The 21,245-nt window shown below is 40.3% G+C and carries 20 protein-coding genes and 1 pseudogene; 9 read left to right on the forward strand and 12 right to left on the reverse strand.

The window, feature by feature from the left end:
• Nucleotides 1-16: 16 nt before the first annotated feature.
• The 3 genes from ACW6PM_RS04390 to ACW6PM_RS04400 are packed head-to-tail and all read right to left on the reverse strand — an operon-like array spanning nucleotide 17 to nucleotide 5,565.
• Complete coding sequence (locus ACW6PM_RS04390) at nucleotides 17-1,714, reverse strand: lectin like domain-containing protein (RefSeq protein WP_456056337.1); 1,698 nt, start codon at nucleotides 1,712-1,714, stop codon at nucleotides 17-19.
• A 52-nt stretch (nucleotides 1,715-1,766) separates the two neighbouring features.
• On the reverse strand, nucleotides 1,767-2,693 hold the full coding sequence (locus ACW6PM_RS04395) for a cohesin domain-containing protein (protein ID WP_456056338.1): 927 nt from the start codon (nucleotides 2,691-2,693) through the stop codon (nucleotides 1,767-1,769).
• 22 nt (nucleotides 2,694-2,715) lie between these two features.
• Nucleotides 2,716-5,565 carry an Ig-like domain-containing protein gene (locus ACW6PM_RS04400; protein WP_456056339.1) on the reverse strand — a complete coding sequence of 950 codons (2,850 nt, stop codon included), beginning with the start codon at nucleotides 5,563-5,565 and terminating at the stop codon, nucleotides 2,716-2,718.
• A gap of 230 nt (nucleotides 5,566-5,795) precedes the next feature.
• Here ACW6PM_RS04400 and ACW6PM_RS04405 point away from each other — a divergent pair, with 230 nt between their 5' ends.
• Nucleotides 5,796-6,167: a helix-turn-helix domain-containing protein gene (locus ACW6PM_RS04405; RefSeq protein WP_055224894.1), complete on the forward strand. Its 372-nt coding sequence runs from the start codon at nucleotides 5,796-5,798 to the stop codon at nucleotides 6,165-6,167.
• A gap of 86 nt (nucleotides 6,168-6,253) precedes the next feature.
• Nucleotides 6,254-6,769: a hypothetical protein gene (locus tag ACW6PM_RS04410; RefSeq protein ID WP_456056340.1), complete on the forward strand. Its 516-nt coding sequence runs from the start codon at nucleotides 6,254-6,256 to the stop codon at nucleotides 6,767-6,769.
• Between the two features lie 90 nt (nucleotides 6,770-6,859).
• Here the strand turns inward: ACW6PM_RS04410 and ACW6PM_RS04415 are convergent, their stop codons facing one another.
• A complete protein-coding gene (locus ACW6PM_RS04415) occupies nucleotides 6,860-7,063 on the reverse strand; it encodes a hypothetical protein (RefSeq protein ID WP_308655591.1) in 204 nt (67 codons plus the stop codon).
• A 224-nt stretch (nucleotides 7,064-7,287) separates the two neighbouring features.
• On the opposite strand from ACW6PM_RS04415, the gene ACW6PM_RS04420 reads away from it, so the two are divergent.
• Nucleotides 7,288-7,938: a cupin domain-containing protein gene (locus ACW6PM_RS04420; RefSeq protein ID WP_456056341.1), complete on the forward strand. Its 651-nt coding sequence runs from the start codon at nucleotides 7,288-7,290 to the stop codon at nucleotides 7,936-7,938.
• Nucleotides 7,939-7,958: 20 nt separating this feature from the next.
• Here the strand turns inward: ACW6PM_RS04420 and ACW6PM_RS04425 are convergent, their stop codons facing one another.
• Nucleotides 7,959-9,395 carry an MATE family efflux transporter gene (locus tag ACW6PM_RS04425; protein WP_456056342.1) on the reverse strand — a complete coding sequence of 479 codons (1,437 nt, stop codon included), beginning with the start codon at nucleotides 9,393-9,395 and terminating at the stop codon, nucleotides 7,959-7,961.
• 156 nt (nucleotides 9,396-9,551) lie between these two features.
• Here ACW6PM_RS04425 and ACW6PM_RS04430 point away from each other — a divergent pair, with 156 nt between their 5' ends.
• From ACW6PM_RS04430 to ACW6PM_RS04440, 3 genes are read left to right on the forward strand one after another with little or no spacing between them, the layout of a single operon-like run.
• Nucleotides 9,552-9,674, forward strand: coding sequence for a type II toxin-antitoxin system HicA family toxin (locus ACW6PM_RS04430; protein ID WP_456056343.1), 123 nt, complete (start codon nucleotides 9,552-9,554; stop codon nucleotides 9,672-9,674).
• Between the two features lie 21 nt (nucleotides 9,675-9,695).
• Nucleotides 9,696-10,124, forward strand: coding sequence for a type II toxin-antitoxin system HicB family antitoxin (locus ACW6PM_RS04435; protein ID WP_308655587.1), 429 nt, complete (start codon nucleotides 9,696-9,698; stop codon nucleotides 10,122-10,124).
• A 27-nt stretch (nucleotides 10,125-10,151) separates the two neighbouring features.
• Complete coding sequence (locus ACW6PM_RS04440) at nucleotides 10,152-10,703, forward strand: TetR/AcrR family transcriptional regulator C-terminal domain-containing protein (protein ID WP_456056344.1); 552 nt, start codon at nucleotides 10,152-10,154, stop codon at nucleotides 10,701-10,703.
• A 196-nt stretch (nucleotides 10,704-10,899) separates the two neighbouring features.
• On the opposite strand, the gene fucO is transcribed toward ACW6PM_RS04440, so the two are convergent.
• The 4 genes and pseudogenes from fucO to ACW6PM_RS04460 form a co-directional block, all read right to left on the reverse strand.
• Entirely contained in the window at nucleotides 10,900-12,045 is a 1,146-nt protein-coding gene (gene fucO / locus ACW6PM_RS04445; protein WP_456056345.1) for a lactaldehyde reductase, read from the reverse strand.
• Between the two features lie 118 nt (nucleotides 12,046-12,163).
• Nucleotides 12,164-13,060, reverse strand: a complete 897-nt coding sequence (locus ACW6PM_RS04450) for a LysR family transcriptional regulator (RefSeq protein WP_308650281.1) — start codon at nucleotides 13,058-13,060, stop codon at nucleotides 12,164-12,166.
• A gap of 276 nt (nucleotides 13,061-13,336) precedes the next feature.
• A complete protein-coding gene (locus tag ACW6PM_RS04455) occupies nucleotides 13,337-13,756 on the reverse strand; it encodes a hypothetical protein (RefSeq protein WP_456056464.1) in 420 nt (139 codons plus the stop codon).
• A pseudogene (locus ACW6PM_RS04460) lies at nucleotides 13,733-13,840 on the reverse strand (hypothetical protein); the annotation flags it as partial. The gene ACW6PM_RS04455 and the pseudogene ACW6PM_RS04460, both read right to left, overlap by 24 nt.
• 274 nt (nucleotides 13,841-14,114) lie before the next feature.
• Here ACW6PM_RS04460 and ACW6PM_RS04465 point away from each other — a divergent pair.
• From ACW6PM_RS04465 to ACW6PM_RS04475, 3 genes are read left to right on the forward strand one after another with little or no spacing between them, the layout of a single operon-like run.
• Nucleotides 14,115-14,873 carry a DUF4866 domain-containing protein gene (locus ACW6PM_RS04465; RefSeq protein WP_308650279.1) on the forward strand — a complete coding sequence of 253 codons (759 nt, stop codon included), beginning with the start codon at nucleotides 14,115-14,117 and terminating at the stop codon, nucleotides 14,871-14,873.
• On the forward strand, nucleotides 14,863-16,203 hold the full coding sequence (locus ACW6PM_RS04470; RefSeq protein ID WP_456056346.1) for a threonine/serine ThrE exporter family protein: 1,341 nt from the start codon (nucleotides 14,863-14,865) through the stop codon (nucleotides 16,201-16,203). The genes ACW6PM_RS04465 and ACW6PM_RS04470 overlap by 11 nt, the downstream gene beginning before the upstream one ends.
• 48 nt (nucleotides 16,204-16,251) lie before the next feature.
• Nucleotides 16,252-17,553, forward strand: a complete 1,302-nt coding sequence (locus ACW6PM_RS04475) for an adenylosuccinate synthase (RefSeq protein ID WP_456056347.1) — start codon at nucleotides 16,252-16,254, stop codon at nucleotides 17,551-17,553.
• A gap of 35 nt (nucleotides 17,554-17,588) precedes the next feature.
• On the opposite strand, the gene ACW6PM_RS04480 is transcribed toward ACW6PM_RS04475, so the two are convergent.
• The 3 genes from ACW6PM_RS04480 to ACW6PM_RS04490 form a co-directional block, all read right to left on the reverse strand.
• Nucleotides 17,589-19,007, reverse strand: coding sequence for an aspartate ammonia-lyase (locus ACW6PM_RS04480; RefSeq protein ID WP_456056348.1), 1,419 nt, complete (start codon nucleotides 19,005-19,007; stop codon nucleotides 17,589-17,591).
• 306 nt (nucleotides 19,008-19,313) lie between these two features.
• Nucleotides 19,314-20,171: an NAD(P)/FAD-dependent oxidoreductase gene (locus tag ACW6PM_RS04485; RefSeq protein ID WP_456056349.1), complete on the reverse strand. Its 858-nt coding sequence runs from the start codon at nucleotides 20,169-20,171 to the stop codon at nucleotides 19,314-19,316.
• A 118-nt stretch (nucleotides 20,172-20,289) separates the two neighbouring features.
• Nucleotides 20,290-21,189, reverse strand: a complete 900-nt coding sequence (locus ACW6PM_RS04490; RefSeq protein WP_456056350.1) for a LysR family transcriptional regulator — start codon at nucleotides 21,187-21,189, stop codon at nucleotides 20,290-20,292.
• Nucleotides 21,190-21,245 lie beyond the last annotated feature (56 nt).

Here is a 21,245-nt window from a genome sequence, read left to right on the forward strand (position 1 = left end):
ATTTTTCTCCTGTTATCTATAAATTAGCATTTCTTCCACTCACATAATAAAGAAGCCGCATAGCATCCCTGATATCAACCTTACCATTTCCATCAATATCCGCTGACAGATATTCCTGTTCTGTAAGCTCTATTCTTCCAGATACACCCTGAACGCATCTATTCAAATCATTTATTCCGATTTTACCATCATTATTCAAATCCCCTTTAATAACCTGCATTGTATTGTTTGATGTAAATGCCTTTATACAGTAATTCCCATTAGGCTGCGTATAGAATTTACCGTTATACAATACAAGGCTGTTCTCTGTATTTTTACTAACTTTCCTTTCCCACACTGTTTTATTTCCGCTATTCCAGCTTGTTGCCTGTTCCTGATCTATTGCAGCTTTATCTACAATAACCACAATTGCAAAGTTTGTTCCCGGCATAATAGTTACAGAATCATTCAGCTTGATATTATATATTCCGGCAAATGTTGTCTTTCCTTTTGTCGTCGCATTCTCCTGCTTTATTCCGCTATATGGATTTCTACTATCTGTAAGATTCGTATATACATCTATCTGATATTCAACGTCCGCCGATGATGTCATTGATAATGATACCGCCTTTAGAGTCTCATATGCCACACCATCCTTAGAATTGCACTGAAATACATTTGCCAGTGTTTTGTAATATGATGGATACACCTCGATGCCACCATCCAATTGATAATTGTTATCGTATCCATCTTTGCTATTAAAATCCATCACCCAAGCTGTATTTACAATGGACTTAGTGTCATAAGACATCCAAAAATAATCACAATACGTTCCCCAGCTATTTCTGATAAGCCATGCTCCATCATTCTCCGGTTTGATTGTTCCTTCAAAATTATCCTTCGAAAAATCATCATCCCAGCCCACAATCATAATAGCGTGTCCACTTCCACTCTTGTCCGTGTCATAATATGTATAGCAATTCAAACTATCATTCCATACAAGATTTGCAATATGATTATCATGGTGCATATACATTGCTCCAACAGCGCCATTTTTCATTATGGCTCTTTTCACATCATCTGTATTCTTTTCTATATTAATTTCATAAGCATTCTCCAGATGTACCTTATCATATGAATATGCGTATGATGAATCAAAACCTGTTGTTACAGCATCATATGCTTTCGAATATGGCAAATCTGATTCATCAATCGCACCAACCCACTGCGATAATCTGCGTGTAGCGTATTCAAAATTGCCCCCTCTCTCCAAAAATGATGTTGATGTATTTTCATTGTAATATTTCGCCATATCTCCTGATGTGCCACCCAAAGGATCTTCCACAAAATTGTATGTAAAATATGCCAATTGTAATTCACTTAAATCTATATTTCTATCTGCGGATCCATCATTTATCAAATCAAATTCTGCAAGTCCCATACTTGCAAATGACCAGCACGTACCATATGGATTCTGATTTCTAGTCTCCGGATATTTTTTCTTTACCTCCTGTATATCGTTTTGGTATGCTGACGGAACTGTCTCATTATCAGAGTACCTTGCCAGTCCACTATCATAATCTGTCTCCGGCACATGCACTGGAGTGTTGCCATCAAGATTACTTTGTATGTAGCCATAAGATTCCATGTTTTCAGCCAATATACTTTCTGCATTTGCACTAAACATTGTTACTAAAATGCACATAGCTATGGCAATATTTTTTTTATGCTTCATATGTATTCTCCATATAAAATCAGGCAGCACATTACCATGCTGCCTAATTTTATTAGTGTCTGTTCTTTCTAATTTTTGCTATCACGCCTACAGCGATAACACATATAATAAGCACCGCAACTATTACGTACACTGCATAATCTCCATGCTTATCTTTGGTTTTCTTTGATTCTACGACTTTCTTATCTACCGGAGCTTTCTTATCAGATGCCAACACTTCTGTACTGCTTTCCGTGTTACTCTCCGTTGCATTTTGCTCAACTGCTTCTGTATTCTCTGAGTCTGTCACAGCCACGCTTGGCTGTTCTGCTACATCAGTCTGGCTATCACCAGCTTCAGCCGTTGAACCATTTAGATTGTTATTTCTATCAACGCTCACTGTATCCTTATACGGGTTTCCGTCTGTCTTTTTATCTTCTTTTGAACCATACTCTTTCAAAGTATCTGCTATTATTTTTTTATCTGCAATATTGCCGCTTTGATCTGTATTATCACTCCAGTTTCCATCTGCCTGCTGATATTTTATACTATATGGAATTTCATTCATTTCATTGCTTGAATCAATCAAACTGTTAATCTTCAGCTCGGGCTGATACGATTTATCTGTGCCCAACAATTTAAAATCTACTGTCATCATGATTCCATCACCAGATACTCCATCCGGATATAGCATTACATAATGAACTTTTGAATTATCCTTATCATAATTTATATCAGCATATGAACTAGAAAAAGCTTTTCCCAGACTACTGCCCTCAAATGAAACCTTTGTCGAATCAAAAAAAAGCTCTGCGTCAACACCAGCCAGATTATCTGTATCTTTCATATAAACAGATACCCTGATCATGCCATCAGACAGTGCCGCCGCTGTCTGAACATATATGGCGGCACTCTCATCAGCATATGTAGGTATTGACCCAGATTGAAAAAATAATATAGCACAGATAAAACATATGGCCTTTTTAATTATTTTCTTCATACTTGTATTTCTGACCTATTTTCTATCTTCTATTTCTTCTTATTGATTTTCCTGTAATTACTCCAATCATTGCTACTGCTGCTGCAAACATTACCAGGAACAAAATAACATTATTATTGTCTCCTGTTTTTGCTTTCTTTGTATCATTTGCTTTTGAAACTGATTTTGCTGCTGGCTTATCATCTGATTTCTTATTTGTAATAACCGGCTTTGGCTGCTCAGCTTTCTTTTCTTCCTTAACAGTGATTGTGCATGTTACTGTCTTATCACCAACTTTTGCTGTGATATCTGCTGTACCAACAGCATTAGCTGTTAATTTTCCATTCTCAACTGAAATCACATTAGGATTTGAGCTTGTCCATGTTACATCCTTTGCATCTGTTGTATCCTGTGGATTATATATGATGCTAAGTGTATCTGTAGCACCAAGCTTCATTTCCTTGATTACTTTATCAAATGCAATTGAATTAAGTGGAATGGCCTTTACTGTAAGCTCTCCTTCTGCTGTATAAACATTCTTTGAACCATCTCCGGCTATTGCTGTAACAGTTGCTGTTATTATTGTTTTTCCGGCTTTGAGACCAAACACATTTCCATCATTATCAATTGTTGCTACTGCCTTATCACTTGATGCAAACTCGACATTAATATTATCTGTGATATTGTTTTCCTTGATTAAATCACTAAGATTAAAGTAATTGTTTGCATTATCTTTTTGACCGATTAATAAATCATCAAACTCATCAAATGCAAGTTTCTTTCCGATTTCATCTGTCATATTGTTTTCTTTTACAGTTACAGTTGTTGTTGCTGTAAATGGCTTAGCTGTTGCATTATCTACAGCCTTTGTTGTTGCTGTAACATCTGCCTTTCCTGCCTTCACTGCATAAACCATACCTGTTTTCTCATCTACCTTTACAACATCACTATCTGATGACTTCCATGTAACTTCTGTATCATCATCTGTGTCTGCCGGTGCAATTGTTACATTAAGAGTTGTTGATGTGCCTCTGGTAAGCTCAACTACCCCCGGTAATGTAATGCTTGTAATATGCTTAGGAACCTTTACTGTACATTCAGCCTTTGTGCCGTTTGCTGCTGTTGCTGTGATAACTGCTGAACCAGCTGCGACACCTTCAATAGTTGCTTTATGACTATCTTCATTATCAACAACTACCTTTGCAATTTTTTCATCAGATGTTGTCCATGTTACATCCTGATCATCATCTGTATTGTTTTCCGGTTTAAGTGTAGCTGTAATAGCTTTCTTTGCTCCAGCCTCAATGATTTCATCCTGTGCACTCAGTACTACTTCATTTACAGGAATCTCGCTTACGTTTACTGTTACTGTTGCTTTAATACCATTTGCAACGGTTATGGTAACCGTTGCCTGTCCGGCTTTCTTTGCTGTAACCTTTCCATCTGAATTAACTGTAGCTACTGTTTCATCAGAAGATGTAAATGTTACATCTTTGCTGTCTGTTGTATCAGCCGGTACTACTGAGTACGCAATATTTGCTGTCTGCTTCTTTACCATATCAATTATAGCTTTTTCAGGCACAATTTCTTTTAAAGGAGCATCAACTGTTACAGCACATGTTGCCTGATAGTTTCCTACCTTTGCAGTAATTACTGCTGAACCTGGTTTAACTGCTGTTACGATTCCATTGTTGTCAACTGATGCTACTGTACTATCACTTGATGACCATGCTACAGTCTTATCATCTGTTGTATCTGTCGGAGTACACTCTACTGTAAGAGCTTTTGTGTCGCCCTTATGAATAAGAGCCTTTTCTTCCATTTTAATTCCTGTAAGCTTTACTTCCTTTACAGCAATATCATATGTACTGCTCACATTTCCTACTGTTGCTTTAATAGTTGTTGAGCCATCCTTTAATGCTGTTACAAGACCTGTCTTGCTGACTGTTGCTACAGATGTATTGCTTGATGTCCATGTTGCAGCTACACTATCTGTTGTATCTGCCGGATCATATGTAAGTCCAAGCTGTGTTGTCTGTCCCTTTTTAATGCTATGTGTTGTTCCTGTAATTGTAATTGCCTTTAAAGGATTAATAACAGTAACCTTTGTCTGTGCAGATAAATCACCGCATTTTGCTGTTACTGTAGCTGTACCATTCTTAACTGCTGTTACTGTTCCATCACTTGAAACAGTTGCTACTGATGAATCACTTGTTGACCATGTGATTGTTCCATTTGCATCTGCCGGAACTAATGTAGCTGTAAGTTTGTCTGTCGCACCCTTCACGATTGTTGTAGCAGTTTTATCAACTGTGATACCTGTCGCAAGAACTACAACTTTAATTTGTGCATCATTTTCTTTTGTGACACTGATTTCTGATGTTGGAATATCTTCTGAATTCACATCACAGAACTCCAGATTTTTAACCTTTAATCCAATGTCACCCTTTGCAGTATCCTTTACCTTAAAAGAAATCTTAGCAACATTACCATCTGCTAATTTATCTTTGTCATTATCATTTAAAATGGCAACAATACCAATTCTTCCATCTGTGTTGACATAAAAATCACCAAATGTTCCCTCGCTTACATTTCCCTTCTTAACTGCATTTTTAACATAACCTTTTGCATCTACACCATCACCTACTGCTTCAAGTACATCAGGATCAAATGTAAACTGTGCTGTAATTCCAGCAATCTTTGCATTCTTTGCTAAGTCGATAGAATATGTAACAATATCGCCTCGTTTAACCTCTGTTTTGTCCGGTAAGAACGTAAATCCTGAGTTTTCAGTCGCATCTACATGCTGAAAACCTAATGTACCTGATAATCCCAATACCATGACTAATGCCAGTATTGTGGACATCAGCTTTTTCCACATACCTTTTTTCATCTTTTGACCTCCTTATAGTCCTTATTTCTTACATTGTGCCACTATTTTTTCTATATGTCAATATATTATTTACTAATTGTTAATATCTTTAATATTATTTGCTGACTCCACTTTTTTTACACATTGTAAAATGTCTTTTTTCATAATGAAAGTTAATAATTTTAATATCATATACAATAAGTCATAATATTTTTTACTTATAGCAACATATTTGTTATGGAGGATTTTACATGAACAACATTATTTTAAACCCACAGGAGTTAGGTGAACGAATACGAAAATTAAGATTAAAAAGGAATAAAACACAATCATACTTTGCTGACATGCTCTATATTTCTTCTTCATATTTAGCACTTATAGAGTCTGGTAAAAGAGTTCCTAATCTCGACTTACTTATTCATATAGCAAAATTCACAGATGTCACTCTCGATTATCTTGTTTTTGGAGATGATCCCAATTGTGATCCTTTGCAAATGACTTTTAACCGACTAAATGACAGTTATGAAAACAGACAACTTGAAAGAGCTATGAAACTAGCTGAGTTTTACCTTGAAATGACAAAAGATGATGATAAAATCAAAGACAATATAAATAAAAAATAATTTCCCATTGCCAATTTCCTTCCTTATTTCTATAATATTCACATACCATATATTCAAATGCAGCATATTAAGAAAGGGGATTTTCAATGGACACTTTTTCAGAAGTTTTTAAGGCTATCGCAAGCTACCCGTGGCAGGTAAATGTGGGTGTGCTTTCACTAATACCACTGTACATCATAGATTTTAAGTTTTTCTGCAAACTAAATATTGGTTTACAGCGCAAGATAGCACTTGCAAAGGAGCGCGGACATGTGGCGAGAGGCATGATTGTGAAGGAGGATGCGAAGAGGCTCGTTGTCAATAATTCACAATCCGCTTACAGCTACTGGGCTGCCAGGTACACATATACTGTAGACGGAAAGGAGTACCGCAAGCGTTTTTCATGCGATAACAGACATAGCACCCGTTCTGAGCTTAGGACTATCATAAATGTGTACTGGCTTGATGACCCGAACAAGCCTTTCTGGGACTATAGCAGCGATTCACTCGGCGCATGGTTTGGAATTTTTACGATATTGTTTCCATGGATTGGGGCTATACTTATCATACTGCTGTTAGGCGGTGCCGATGCAATAGCGCAGTACAATAACAGCCGGATGTGATACCTTTTGGCACAAAAAATCCGCTATACCAAATTCAATGGTTAGCGGATTTTTACTATTTACATTTTGATAAATTATTCATACCTGATGCTACACAGTCTCAGGTACCTTATAGCCTGCTTCACTCATCAATTTCTCAAACTCACTGACACTGACACCGGCTTCCTCTGCTGCAGTATCAATATCGAGCTTGCCCTTTGTTACCAGAGTAAACAACATCTTATTTTCTCCTTCCTCGATAGCATCAGCTCTTTCAAGCTCAAGCTGCCTGTCAAATTCATAATTTAACTGCATACTCTTCGTCACCTCACTTCTGTAAGTCTTTAAAAACTCCTTCAGAATATCATATCTGTAATAAATGTGTCAACGACCGCACAGGTTGCTATAGAAAAACTGCTTTGTCTATATTCTATTATATTGTTTTTGTTGTATATGCAACATATTTTTGGACAAAATTATAGTAATATTGTATTATAAATAATGAAATCAACTTTCAAGAAAGAAGGACAAGAAATCCTATGGACAAGGTTTTCAAAATAGAAGATTTGCGCCCTATCCGCGACGAAATGACCGTCTCACGAAATTCAAGGCTTAGTGACAAAACACCCATAACCTATTTTTCTCTCGGAAAGGGCACATCAATCTCTCAGGAATCCTACGATAATACCACGGTATACATCGGTGCAAAAGGATGCGCTGATTTTCTTATCGGAGCTTATGCTGCAAAGCATACCATATCAGAAGGTGATATGCTGGTAGTTCCTTCGCTAACACTCTGTGGAGTAACAACGGAAACCGGCTGTATTTACACCGAAATCATCATAGAAAAGGAGAACAACAGTATGAACAAAATTATCAAATCAGGCGAGGTCATGAAGCTTAAGGATCTTATCTCATATGAGGATGGCAGTATCACAAACATTGATGTGGTAAGCAACGACACGATGAAATTCGTGCTTATGGCATTCGATGATGGCACCGGTCTCACCCCGCATCGCGCTCCGGGAAATGCAATAATTTTCGCACTTGAGGGCAAGGCTGTAATAGGCTACGAGGGCAAAGATTCCACAATCTCAGCAGGCGAGAATTTCCGCTTTGACAAGAACGGACTACACAGCGTAACCGCTGACGGAAGGTTCAAGATGGGACTGCTTCTGGTGTTGGAGTAAAGCCTGCTTTACTCTTTTTTTCAAATCCCATGCCCCTGCTTCCTAAGCACCGGCATGGTGTATATCTTCACCAAAAGCGGTATCACCATGATAAACCATACAAGCGGCTCTGCCACTATCACTCCTGCATAGCCAAGCAGTGGCACAAGTGTGAATGCAATGACAATCTTTCCTACCATCTCAAGTGAGCTTGATACAAGCGGTGTTATCTGCTCTCCAAGCCCCTGCATTGCATTTCGCACTATACATATGACAGCAGTCACATAATAAAACAGAGTGTCAAATTTAAGATAATTTGTGGCATTTTTTATGACAACAGGATTATCAGTGCCTGTTACAAGCTTCACCAGCCACGGGCCTATAGTGTAGCTTGCGATAATTGCCATCGTACACCATATGCAGGTATAGAATATTGCCAGTTTTATACCCTTTTTTACTCTGGTCACTTCTCCCGCTCCTATATTCTGCCCACAGAAGGTCGCCATGGTCTGTCCGAACACGGTAAACATGACCATGAATATCTCCGATATCTTTCTGGCAGCCGTGTGAGCTACTATAATATCCTGTCCCAGTCGGTTTATGGCGGTCTGCAGGGTCAGCGAGCCTATATTGACAAGCGAACTCATAAATGCCATGGAAAGACCGGCCTTAAGCATCGTCATTTTCATCACGGCTATTACTTCAGGTGTCATATTATTCTCGCTGTCTTCACCCTCAGCTCCTTCAGTATAACAATTTTGACCATTTAACTTCATACGTCTTCGCAGTAAATGACTGTCAAATAAATCACTGCGGGACAACCGCAAAAGCTCATATCTTTTTACCATATATACATAGCACACTATAAACGCAATAACCTGTGCAAGTACAGTGGCAAACGCAGCGCCTGCGACTCCTGCCTTCAGTACGACCACAAAGAAAATATCACCTGCCATATTCAGACAGACCGAGACGGCAAGTATGACAAGCGGCGTAACTGTATCGCCCAGTGCCCTAAGAGCCGCAGCACATGCATCATACAAAAATGTCGCTACAAGCCCTGCTATTATGATAAAAATATATGACACAGACATTCCCATCAAAGCCTTGGACACATTTAAAAATCCAAGAATCTGACGCAAAAATAACAGACACAATGCCGTTATAGCAAGTGCTATGGTGCATCCCATTTTAAGTGACAGCGCAAACGATTTCTTTACACCGGCATAGTCCCTTGCGCCGAATTTCTGGGCTGTTATTATGGCAAAGCCATTGGCTAATCCCATCAGAAAGCCTATCATCAGATTGCTGAGTGTCGTGGTGGCTCCGACTGCTGCCAGTGCGTTTTCTCCCAGATATGAGCCGACTATTCTCGTGTCAACTATACTGTATGTGAGCTGGAGTATATTTGCCATAAATATTGGAATGGCAAATGCCAGTATGAGTCTTGATGGTTTTCCTTTTGTAAGGTCTTTCATATATGTGCATCCTCGTATATTTCAAAATATTTTCATCAATATATTAGCAGATAAATTTTAAAATTCAATCTTTTTAATCTGTAATATAATCATTTCTGATTGTAATAAAATATGAGCAACAATATATAATTTATATACACTATATTTATACGCATTATGTTTACATGCATTGAATTTATACGTATCATATGTTATATTATAACTATTCCTTTTCATAAAGGCAAAGAGCTGAACAAAATCACTGAAAATTCTATCCGTAAGCAGGCGGGAATCAAATAATCATAAGGAGGTATACTCATCATGTTATCAATATATCCGGCATGTTTTTTTAAGGAAGATAATGGATACTCTGTAATCTTTCCTGATTTAAATTATCTGGCAACACAAGGAGATACCCTTGAAGATGCTGTGGCTATGGCTGTTGATTGTCTTGCAGGATATCTGTATACGGCTAAGATGGATAATGAAAAAATCCCTAAAGCATCCAAATTATCTGATATCAATATTGACAGACTATCTGACGAATTAGGCATAACAGGAGCATATACCGATGCATTTACCAATATGGTTTCAGTAGATGTTAAGGCATATGCCAAAGAGCATTTCGATAAATCGGTACGCAAAACCCTTACCATTCCGGCTTGGCTAAATACTGCTGCGCAGGAAGAGGGAATTAATTTTTCAAAAACACTGCAGGAAGCACTTATGTCAAAGCTTAAGGCTCATTAGATATCTACATTATAATTTGGAGAAAAGATGAACAACGATATAAAATACAAACTGGCCAATGCCATGAAGGAATGCATGATTTCCTCTCCTGTCGAGAAAATTACGGTTAAGGAAATCTGTGATACATGTGGCGTGACCAGACAAACCTTTTACAGAAATTTTCAGGACAAATATGATCTGATAAACTGGTATTTTGATAAGATACTGATCGAATCCTTTCACCAGATGGGTGAGGGCAGTACCGTGTACGAAAGCCTTGTTAAAAAATTTGAATATATCCGGATGGAGCACCTTTTCTTTAAGGCTGCTTTTAAAAATGATGAGCAGAACAATCTAAAGGAGCATGATTTTGAGCTGATTCGTCAGTTTTATATTGACCAGATTGAGGGAAAAAGTCACCGGAAAATATCCGAAAAGCTATTGTTCCAGCTTGAGATGTACTGTCAGGGCTCTGTCTTTATGACAACTCAGTGGGTGCTTGATAATAAAAGTTTCACGCCTCAGGAGCTTGCCGGACTGCTTGCTGATGCTATGCCAAAGGAGCTTGCCGATGTGTTTCGCGAGGTAAACCTGATATAATTCAAGTATAATATGTGGTTTTCGCCGCCAATTTATAACAGAGCAAAAATCCGGGACTGTTGCTAATTGACAGGTCCCGGATTTTTTTATTTTTTAAATCGTAACTATTCGCATCCCACGCGCATTTGCAAAGCCGCATGATACTCGTACTTTTGCCAAGATATCAAACTATACATTCCTGTAAAATATTACAGAATTACATAATCTTACGGAAAAGTGCCTTCAAATCCTCAACACTTGCATCCTTTGGATTTCCAGGTGCACATGCATCTGCGTGAGCTGACTCTGCGAGGAAGTCTAAGTCATCCTCCTTTATAGCCTCGAGCTTTGTTGGGATTCCTACATCTACAGAGAGCTGCGCTACAGCGTCGATTGCAGCCTTTCTGTACTCCTCTACAGACATATCATCTACGCCCTTTACTCCCATTGCACGGGCAATTTCACGATATTTCTCGCCTGTGCAGTCTGCATTGTACTCCATTACGATTGGAAGCATCATAGCACATGCTACTCCGTGTGGTGTATCATAAACAGCTCCAAGTGTATGAGCCATTGAATGAGCGATTCCAAGTCCTACATTTGAGAATCCCATTCCGGCAATGTACTCACCGAGAGCCATGCCCTCACGACCTTCTTTTTCATTGGCAACTGCACTTCTTAAGGATCTTGCAATAATCTCGATTGCTTTGAGATGGAACATATCTGTCATCTCCCAGGCTGCCTTTGTTGTGTATCCCTCGATAGCATGTGTGAGTGCATCCATACCTGTTGATGCTGTAAGTCCCTTTGGCATTGATGACATCATGTCAGGGTCTACGATTGCGATGATTGGCATGTCATGTGGGTCCACACATACAAACTTTCTCTTTCTCTCTACATCTGTGATGACATAGTTGATTGTAACCTCTGCTGCTGTTCCTGCTGTTGTAGGTACTGCAATGATAGGAACACAAGGCTTCTTTGTAGGTGCAACACCCTCTAAGCTTCTTACATCCTCAAACTCAGGGTTTGCGATGATGATACCGATTGCCTTTGATGTATCCATTGAAGAGCCGCCTCCGATTGCAATGAGGTAATCAGCTCCTGATTTCTTAAATGTCTCCACGCCATGCTTTACGTTGTCGATTGTTGGATTTGGCTTAATCTCTGAGTAAAGCTCATATTCCAATCCGTTCTTATCAAGGATATCTGTTACCTTTGCTGTAACTCCAAATTTGATTAAGTCAGGGTCAGAGCATACCAGTGCCTTTTTAAAGCCGTGTGCCTTTGCCTCTGTTGCAATCTCCTCGATTGCACCTGAACCGTGATAAGATGTCTCGTTTAACATGATTCTGTTTGCCATAGTGTAAAATCTCCTTCCAATAAAAAAATCCTAAAAGACTCTGCCGATAAATTCTTATAACTTATCTGCCTGACTATATTTTAACAAAGTATTAAACGAGATGTAAGTTACAAACTCATCAATGTGTAACATAGTCTGTTATGACCTTCTTCAGTTCTCTTGCCGCCGCACTGATCGGATGATGAATATCGTATACCATACATATATTTCTCTGCGGTATCTCCTCCTCCAGAGCTATCTGAACGATCTCTTTATTTGCTATCGCAGTCTCTGCCATCGGCTTTGGCATAAAGGCAAGACCAAGCTCACTCTTTACTAGCGGCAGTATCTGGTCTGTCGTTGCAGTCTCTGTATCAGGTGCAAATTCAAGTCCGTGTGACATAAAAAATCTGTTAAAAAACTGAAATGTCATGGTCTCCCGCCCCAGTCCGATAAGCGGATAATTATGCAGCTCCTTTAATGACAGAGTCTGGCTTCCGAGCGCGGTAAAGGTGGTGCCTCCCACGAGAATCTCCTGAAACGAACCAAGCTTTATCATCTTAAGAGGTGCCTCCACCTCAGCCGGTGTCGATACCACTGCAAAATCTATCATGCCGTTTTTTACCGCATTTATAGCCTGTGGGGTGGAGTGATTGTATATCTTAAGCCTGATACCCGGATATGCCATGTGAAATGTCTTAAGCCTATCAAGCAGATATATGTTGAGCGCTGTCTCACTGGCTCCTATGGATACGCTTCCGTGTGACAGGCCTGTGCTGTCTGCCAGCTCCTCCTCCGCCGCAAGTATCTGTGACATCGCAGCAGACACATGCGCATACAGACGCTCGCCCTCCGGTGTAAGCTGCACACCTCTGTTATTTCTGATAAAAAGTATGCTGTTTATCTGCTGCTCTAAATTGTTCATGGCGCGGGTTACATTCGGCTGGCTGTTTCCGAGCGCCCTCGCAGCCTTTGTGAAATTACAGTATTTTGCCACATAATAAAATATCTTGTAGTACTCAAAATTAATATCCATGTTCACAGTCTCCTTTTTATTAGCGTTTTACTTGTCAATGTCCTGATTATGTGCAGAAATTCATGATATGATTTTGATATAATTTTGATATGTCTGATATATCAATTATATTTTTTACTTATTTATGATTATACATTATAATATCAAATGTTCTTGAATACAAGAACAGATTAAACCTACTCCAAAAGCATTTCTCTCAACTAAAAATGCAAAAACCCAGAAAAATCCGAAGACACCCCCTATTGTCTTCGGATTTTTATTTTTAAGCTTTGGATATTAAACTATCTCTCTAAGTATCCTTGCAGCCTCTACCATGTTCTTAAGGCTCGCCTGCGTCTCCGGCACTCCTCGTGTCTTAAGTCCACAGTCAGGATTTACCCAGAGCTTTCTTCTGTCTATCTTTGTGAGCATCTTTTTAAGCACTGTAACTATCTCTTCAACAGATGGCACTCTCGGAGAATGTATATCGTATACTCCGGGTCCCACCTCCGTCTCAAAGTTGTTCTCCCTTAAGGAATCAAGTATCACAAGATCCGAGCGCGATGCCTCAAATGTGATAACATCCGCATCCATATCATCGATTGCAGGAATAATATCCGTAAACTCACTATAGCACATATGTGTATGAATCTGGGTTTCAGGCTTTGTCTCTATACCATTTTCCTTTGCTGTTGTCTGAAGCTCTGTGGCTGTGATTTCATTTCTAAAATATTTTTCCAGGGCAAATTTCAATTCCCTGAGTGTTCCTATTCTCGGATAACCGATTACCGATGTCTGCATTATTAAACCTCCTGCTTTATTTTTGTGTTTTATTGCTTTCAAAAGTTGAGGCTATTATATATTTCCTTTTGTCCATTGTAAAATACATAAAATCATGCGTTTGATATAGATTTTTTCTATAGATAAAAATTTTTCGGTCGTGTCTTCTCACAGATATAATAATGTGATATTTCAATTATATCAATTATACTTTTTACTTATTGCAGTCATGATTGTATAATCATAAATGCTCAAAAGAGAAATATTGATTATATAAGAAAAGGACGTGTTTCAAATGAGTGAAAAGACAATGTTTCCAAGAGAAGATCATGCAGAAATGCTGTTTCAGAAGATACTAAACGATCCATGGGCGTGTGACAGGCTTATGGAAACCTTCAATGAAAATCTGGTTTACAACGATGAATTTGATGTATCACTTCCGGCAGAAAAATTTGCAAAAGCTCTCTTCAATGCATATACCAACCGCGATCTTTCCGCACTGCTTATGTGCCTGTGCAACAACACAGTATTTGATCTGCTGCGAAATTCATATATCATACCGTACAGGTTCAATGCCGACGGACATCAAAATCCAATAATCATGACCGATGAGCACGGAAATCCGCTGCCCGAGTATAAACACATATCTCACGACAAGAACTATATACATTTTCATGAGATATATAACGATATGTCAAATAAAAAGGATATCTATTACGCACAGGCTTACCGCTACAGCCACACCTATGATTCCGAGCATATGACTCCCACACAGCAGGTCATCGTAAAGCATGACGGAATACTCCTGATTCGCGAGCTTCCCGATACGGTAAAGCTCAAGGAGACTGAGGCTGAGGCGTACTCTGCCGTATGGGATCTGATGATACAGATTGAAAAGGAGCTTCCTATGGCATATGTTTTTTACGGTCAGGACTCGCTTGTGGAAAATGACAAGCGGTATGATGAAATTGGTATTTTCCTTCGAAGCTCTCATTTCCTAAAAAATCTTGAGAAACATGTACAAAAGGCCGAGGCGATAATTTATGGCAGATAACAGCTACACAGATATCATGGAAAAAAATCATATGGAAATCCCCTGGCATGATTATGCCAGACAGGATGGAAATATACTCATAGATAAGGCCGGACTTATTGAAAAAGCCTCTGTAATCGGACGTGTCGGTCTCATCATGCTCTCCTGCGGCACAGGAGCCTGGCGTGTGAGAACCTCCATGAACCGGCTCTCAAAGGAGCTTGGTGTCACATGTACAGTGGATGTCGGACTGATGTCCATCGAGTTCAACTGCTTTGACGGAAATGACTGTATATCGCAGTCACTCAGCATAGCAAACACAGGTGTAAATACATCAAAGCTCTATCGCATGGAGCAGTTTGTCGACAATTTTCCTAAGGAGGAAGCGCACCTGACCGGTGAAGAAATCCACCGCCGTCTCGATGATATAGAGCAGATTCATACCATTTACTCCCCTGCAAGGCTTGGACTTGCAGCAGCTATAGCATGCTGTGCCTTCACGTTTCTGCTCGGAGGAGGTCCTATCGAGATGATGCTGGCATTTATAGCAGCCGGCATTGGAAATCTCATCCGAACAAAGCTTATAAAGCATCATTTTACTTTATTCCTTAATATAGCGGTATCAATTTCTGCCTCATGCTTCATATATGCGGCACTTTTAAAAATAGCAGAGATGGCTTTCAATGTATCAACCATTCATGAAGCCGGATACATCTGTTCCATGCTCTTTATCATACCGGGATTTCCGTTTATCACAAGCGGAATCGACCTGGCAAAGCTGGATCTGCGCTCCGGGCTTGAACGCCTTGCCTATGCAATAATAATAGTCATGGTAGCTACGATGTTTGCATGGATTATGGCACTGCTTCTGCAGCTGCAGCCTATGGACTTTGAAGACATGAATCTGAGCCCCGTACTACATCTAATCCTGAGGCTTATAATGAGCTTCTTCGGTGTGTTTGGATTCTCAATTATGTTCAACAGCCCTGCTCCCATGGCTGCAACAGCTGCTCTTATCGGTGCCATAGCAAATTCACTGCGGCTTGAGCTGGTAGACCTGACAGGTATGCCTGCTCCTGCTGCCGCATTTGCCGGAGCTCTCACAGCAGGGCTTCTCGCATCATTTATCAAGGAAAACAACGGATATCCGAGAATATCCCTCACTGTTCCATCCATCGTCATAATGGTTCCGGGGCTTTATCTGTACCGGGCAATATACAATTTCGGCATTATGGCACTTTCGGATGCAGTCTCATGGTTTGCATCGGCAATCATGATAATCATTGCACTGCCGCTTGGACTTATCTTTGCAAGAATACTCACGGATAAGACGTTTAGGTATTGCACGTAGTAAAATAGTTACCTTATATTCATATAAAAAAACAAGGAGGCATTCATCATGCTTACAGCAGTTACAGGAATAAACTGGGGAGACGAGGGAAAGGGCCGTGTCATCGACCTGCTCGCAGAACATGCGGATATCGTAGTCCGCTATCAGGGCGGTAACAACGCCGGACATACAGTGGTCAATAAACAAGGAAAATTTGTCTTAAATCTGCTTCCATCCGGAATACTCCATCCGGATGTGGTGTGTGTGCTCGGTGACGGAATGGTTATCGACCTCAACCATCTGTCAAATGAAATTGCACAGATAAGAACACAAAATGTATCTGTTTCACCAAAAAATCTGAAATTATCAACAAGAGCCACAATTTCCATGCCGTGGCATAAAATACAGGATGAGCTTGAGGAAGCCCGCCTTTCAAAATCAGGAGCAGCCTTTGGCTCTACCAAGCGAGGCATTGCCTATGCATACAGCGATAAATACCGCAAGAAAACAATACGTCTCGGTGATTTACTCCACTTAGATGACGAGAATGTACAGGCCAGACTTAAGACCATGCTTGAGGCTAAAAACCTTGAGCTTGCAGGCTGCTATCATCAGGAGCCTATGTCACTGTCTGCTCTTTTGTCATGGTGCAAGCAGAAGGCTGCAAAATATGCTCCTTATATCACAGATACCGGCGCCTTCCTTGAGGATGCGCTCTCAAAGGGAAAGCGTGTTGTCCTTGAAGCACAGCTCGGTGCAATGAGGGATATCGACTATGGTATTTTCCCTTATACCTCAAGCTCATCAACCATCTCCGCATACGTTCCTATAGGTGCCGGTATCCCCGGTGCTTCATTAGACCATGTGGTAGGTGTGCTAAAAGCATACTCTACCTGTGTCGGAGCCGGACCGTTTGTCGCAGAAAAAGCCATGAACGGTGAATGGACTGAGATGGTCCGTAAATATGGCGGCGAATATGGTGCTGCAACCGGAAGACCACGTCGTGTAGGTCCGTTTGATGCCGTTGCAAGCCGCTATGGTCTAAAATGCCAGCATGCTGACAAAATTGCACTGACCAAGCTCGATGTTCTTAGCATCATGGACGAAATTCCAGTAATCACCGGATATCAGTATAAAAATGCTGTAACCAATGTCTTTGATCCTACCGAAAATCTTGAAAAATATACCCCGGTAGTCAAAATGCTGCCGGGGTGGAAAACCAATATATCAAACTGCAGGTCATATGATGAACTGCCTGTAAACGCCAAGCGCTACATAAGCTTCCTTGAGGACATGCTCAGACATGAAATACAGTTTGTCTCAGTCGGAGCTGAGAGAAATCAGTATCTTCTCAATGGTAAATGGCTGTAATTGGCTGTAAGTGCTTTTAACATTTTTAACAGACCTTAGCCGACCTTGGCCTTGTTCTTCTTAGTAGCAGCCTCTGTCATCGCATACGGATCAAGCACCACATCAAGCTGCTTTTCCTTCATAAGTCCGTGCTTTAAAACCAGCTTCTTTACAGGTACACCTGTGCGCAGTGATTCTTTGGCAAGGCTTGCAGCCTTTTTATAGCCTATGTATGGGCAAAGCGCTGTCGTGATTCCTACACTTGCATCAAGCAGCTTCTGGCAGCGCTCCTCATTTGCTGTTATTCCTATTATGCAGTTGTCAGTAAGTGTATCGACAGCATGTGTGAGTGTGGTTATCGAATCAAAAAGATTATAGAATACAACAGGCTCAAATGCGTTGAGCTCCATCTGTCCTGCCTCTGCTGCCATGGTGATTGTCACATCATGACCTATTATGTGAAATGCCACCTGTGATACAACCTCAGGGATGACAGGATTTACCTTGCCCGGCATGATTGAAGAGCCGTTCTGCATTGCAGGAAGTGTGATTTCGCCAAAGCCGGCCTTTGGTCCGCTGGCCAGTATACGAAGGTCATTGCACATCTTCGAAAGATTTACAGCGCAGGCCTTGAGACACGAAGAAACTCTGACAAAGCCATCTAGATTTTCTGTCGCATCAAACAAGTCATCTGCCTGTACAAGTGGATATCCGCTGACCTTTGCCAGTGTTGGAACAATGTGGTCAAAATAGTACTCAGAAGTATTTATGCCTGTTCCGATAGCGGTTGCTCCCATATTGACCGTATACATCTCCTTTTTCGCCTTTGCTATGCGGTCTATATCGCGCTCTATCATTGTGGCATATGCGTGGAATGACTGTCCGAGTCTCATCGGTACAGCATCCTCAAGCTGTGTCCTTCCGATTTTTATCACTCCGTCAAATTCGTCTGCCTTTTTATAGAGTGCACTATCCAGCTTCTTAAGGCTCTTTTCCAGTTTCTTTAACAAATCAAGTACCGTAAGCTTTCCGGCTGTCGGTATCACATCATTTGTGGACTGTGCCATATTTACATGATCGTTTGGATGTACGATTGAATAATCTCCCTTTTTACCGCAGAGCATCTCGATGGCTCTGTTTGCTATTACTTCATTCATATTCATATTTGCGCTGGTTCCCGCACCGCCCTGTATTCCATCAACTATAAACTCAGATGCGAACATTCCGCATACTACCTCATTGCAGGCTGACTCTATGGCATTTGCTATCTCAGGCTTTAATCGTCCTGCCCTCATATTTGTGATAGCTGCCGCCCTTTTTATCCTCGCTATGTTTTTGATAAAGTCAGGATTCAGGCTGTTGCCTGTTATCGGGAAATTCTCATTTGCCCTCAAAGCCTGTACTCCGTAATAGGCCTCGCCCGGTACCTCCATCTCACCAATTGAATCTGATTCCAAACGCATGTATTCTGTCATTTTAACAATTCTCCTTATCGATTTTTCTCATACATTAAATTTCATACATAATTTTCATACATTTATTTGAAGTCGCGCGTTCTTTCAATGAAACGAGGATAGCACTCTTTGAAGAAAAGGTAAATATGTTAAGTGCAACTTATTAAAAAGACTTTATTTTTCACTCTCGCTTATAATTTAATTAAGAAATTTATTCTTTGCCTCTAAAAAAATAAGGTGACTGCTCAAAATGTGTATTCTAAGCAATCACCGTCATCAACAAAATGCTATGTTATATTACATTATATTATGTTGTGCTATGCTATATTATTTTACTGATTTACTGAGATATTGTATACAAGAGTGTGCTGACACATTTCCCTCTCCGACAGCCTTTGTATACTGGTAAGGCCTGCCTGTGCAGTCTCCTGCCGCAAAACAGCCCGCTACATTTGTCTGCTGGGCTCTGTCCACCACGATATGTCCGTTTTCAACCTCAAGCTGTGGCATAAGCTTTGACGGTGCTATGGCATTTCTGAGGCAGAACACTCCGTCCACGCTCTCAGTCCTTCCGCTTCGAAGCGTAATTCCCTCTACAAATGAATCACCTGTCAATGCAACCGGCATATCCCTTGATATCTTTACATTGGAAAGCTCTATTTCGCTGTCATTAAAGGTCGGGAAATACAATACCTCTGCTGCAATATCTGCAAGATACTTTACCTCATGCTCATACTTTTTGTCATTACATATGACAGCTATCCTCTTATCCTTGTAAAACATGCCGTCACAGGTGGCACAGTAGCTGAGCCTCTTTCCAAGCAGCTCATCCTCCCTGTCAAGCTGCTTTGCAGACATCACACCCATGCACAGTATAAGAGACCTTGCCTCATACACCTCATTATCTGCAAGCACCATAAATCCATCTCCTGCAGGCATGATATTGGTCACAGTCTTTTCTGTTATCTCAATTTCCGCTGACCGTCTGTGCGCATCAAAGCGTTCAAACAGCTCCTGCCCGCTTATCAGCGGAAAACCCGGATAGTTTGCAATTTTCTCTGCCTTTTGCACCTTATCACTTAGGTTCTTTGACCCAAACCAGATAAAATTCTTTTTATATGTTTTTAAATTCAGGGCTGCCGACAGTCCGGCAGGACCTGTTCCTATTATTATACTGTCGTACATGCTTATGCTCCTTGTACCAAATGTTTGTATATGTTCAGACCTTATATATGATATATCATATATATCATATCTTATATATCATATCTTATACATTATGTCTTATATATTGATTGTAGTGTCACATACAGTGGGCCTTCAATGCTTCAATATACTCTCTTGCATATCTCGAGAGCACCACACCCTTTCTGGTTATAATGCCTATCTGCATATATTCCTCCACATCAAGTGGCTTTGAGATAATATTCCTTCCATTCAGCTCAGCGGAAATCACTCCTGAGCACACTGTATAGCCATTTAAGCCGATTATCAGATTAAAAAGTGTAGCTCTGTCTCTCACCCTGATATTCTTTCTGCTGTCAAGAGTGCTGACAAATTCCTCCGAAAAGTACTGTGAATTGTACTCTCCCTGCTCATATGTCAGGTACGGATAGTCCTGCAAATTCTCCATCGTGATGCTCTTTTTTTTGGCAAGCGGGTGACTGTCACATATGAATACATGCGGAGTTGCTGTAAAAAGCTCTGTAAACTCGAGCTCATTACGCTTTAGCATCTTTGAGAGCACCTCTGTATTTTTTGAGCTTAGATAAATGACGCCAAGCTCACTCTTTAAATTCGTAACATCCTCAATAATTTCGTGAGTCTGCTCCTCCCTGATGGTAAAATCATACTGATATGCATCAAACCTTCTGATTACATCCACAAATGCATTTACCGCAAAGGAATAGTGCTGACACGATACTGCAAAGTGCGGCTTGCTCACCACATCATTCTTGTAAATTCCTTCTATGAGATCCACCTGCTCCAGCACCTGTCTGGCATGACCGAGAAATCTTTCACCATCTTCTGATAGTATCACTCCCTTGTTTGTCCTGACGAAAATAACTATCTGCATCTCTTTTTCCAGGTCATGTATAGCGCTGGTCACTGTGGGCTGCGAGACAAAAAGCTGCTTTGCAGCCTCTGTTATATTGCCGCATTCTGCCACTGTCACCACATATTTTAGTTGTTGCAGAGTCATATTCGTTCTCCTTTGGTTACATATCTAAATATTATTTTTAAGTGTCTTACATCATT

Source organism: Agathobacter sp., from assembly GCF_977054825.1.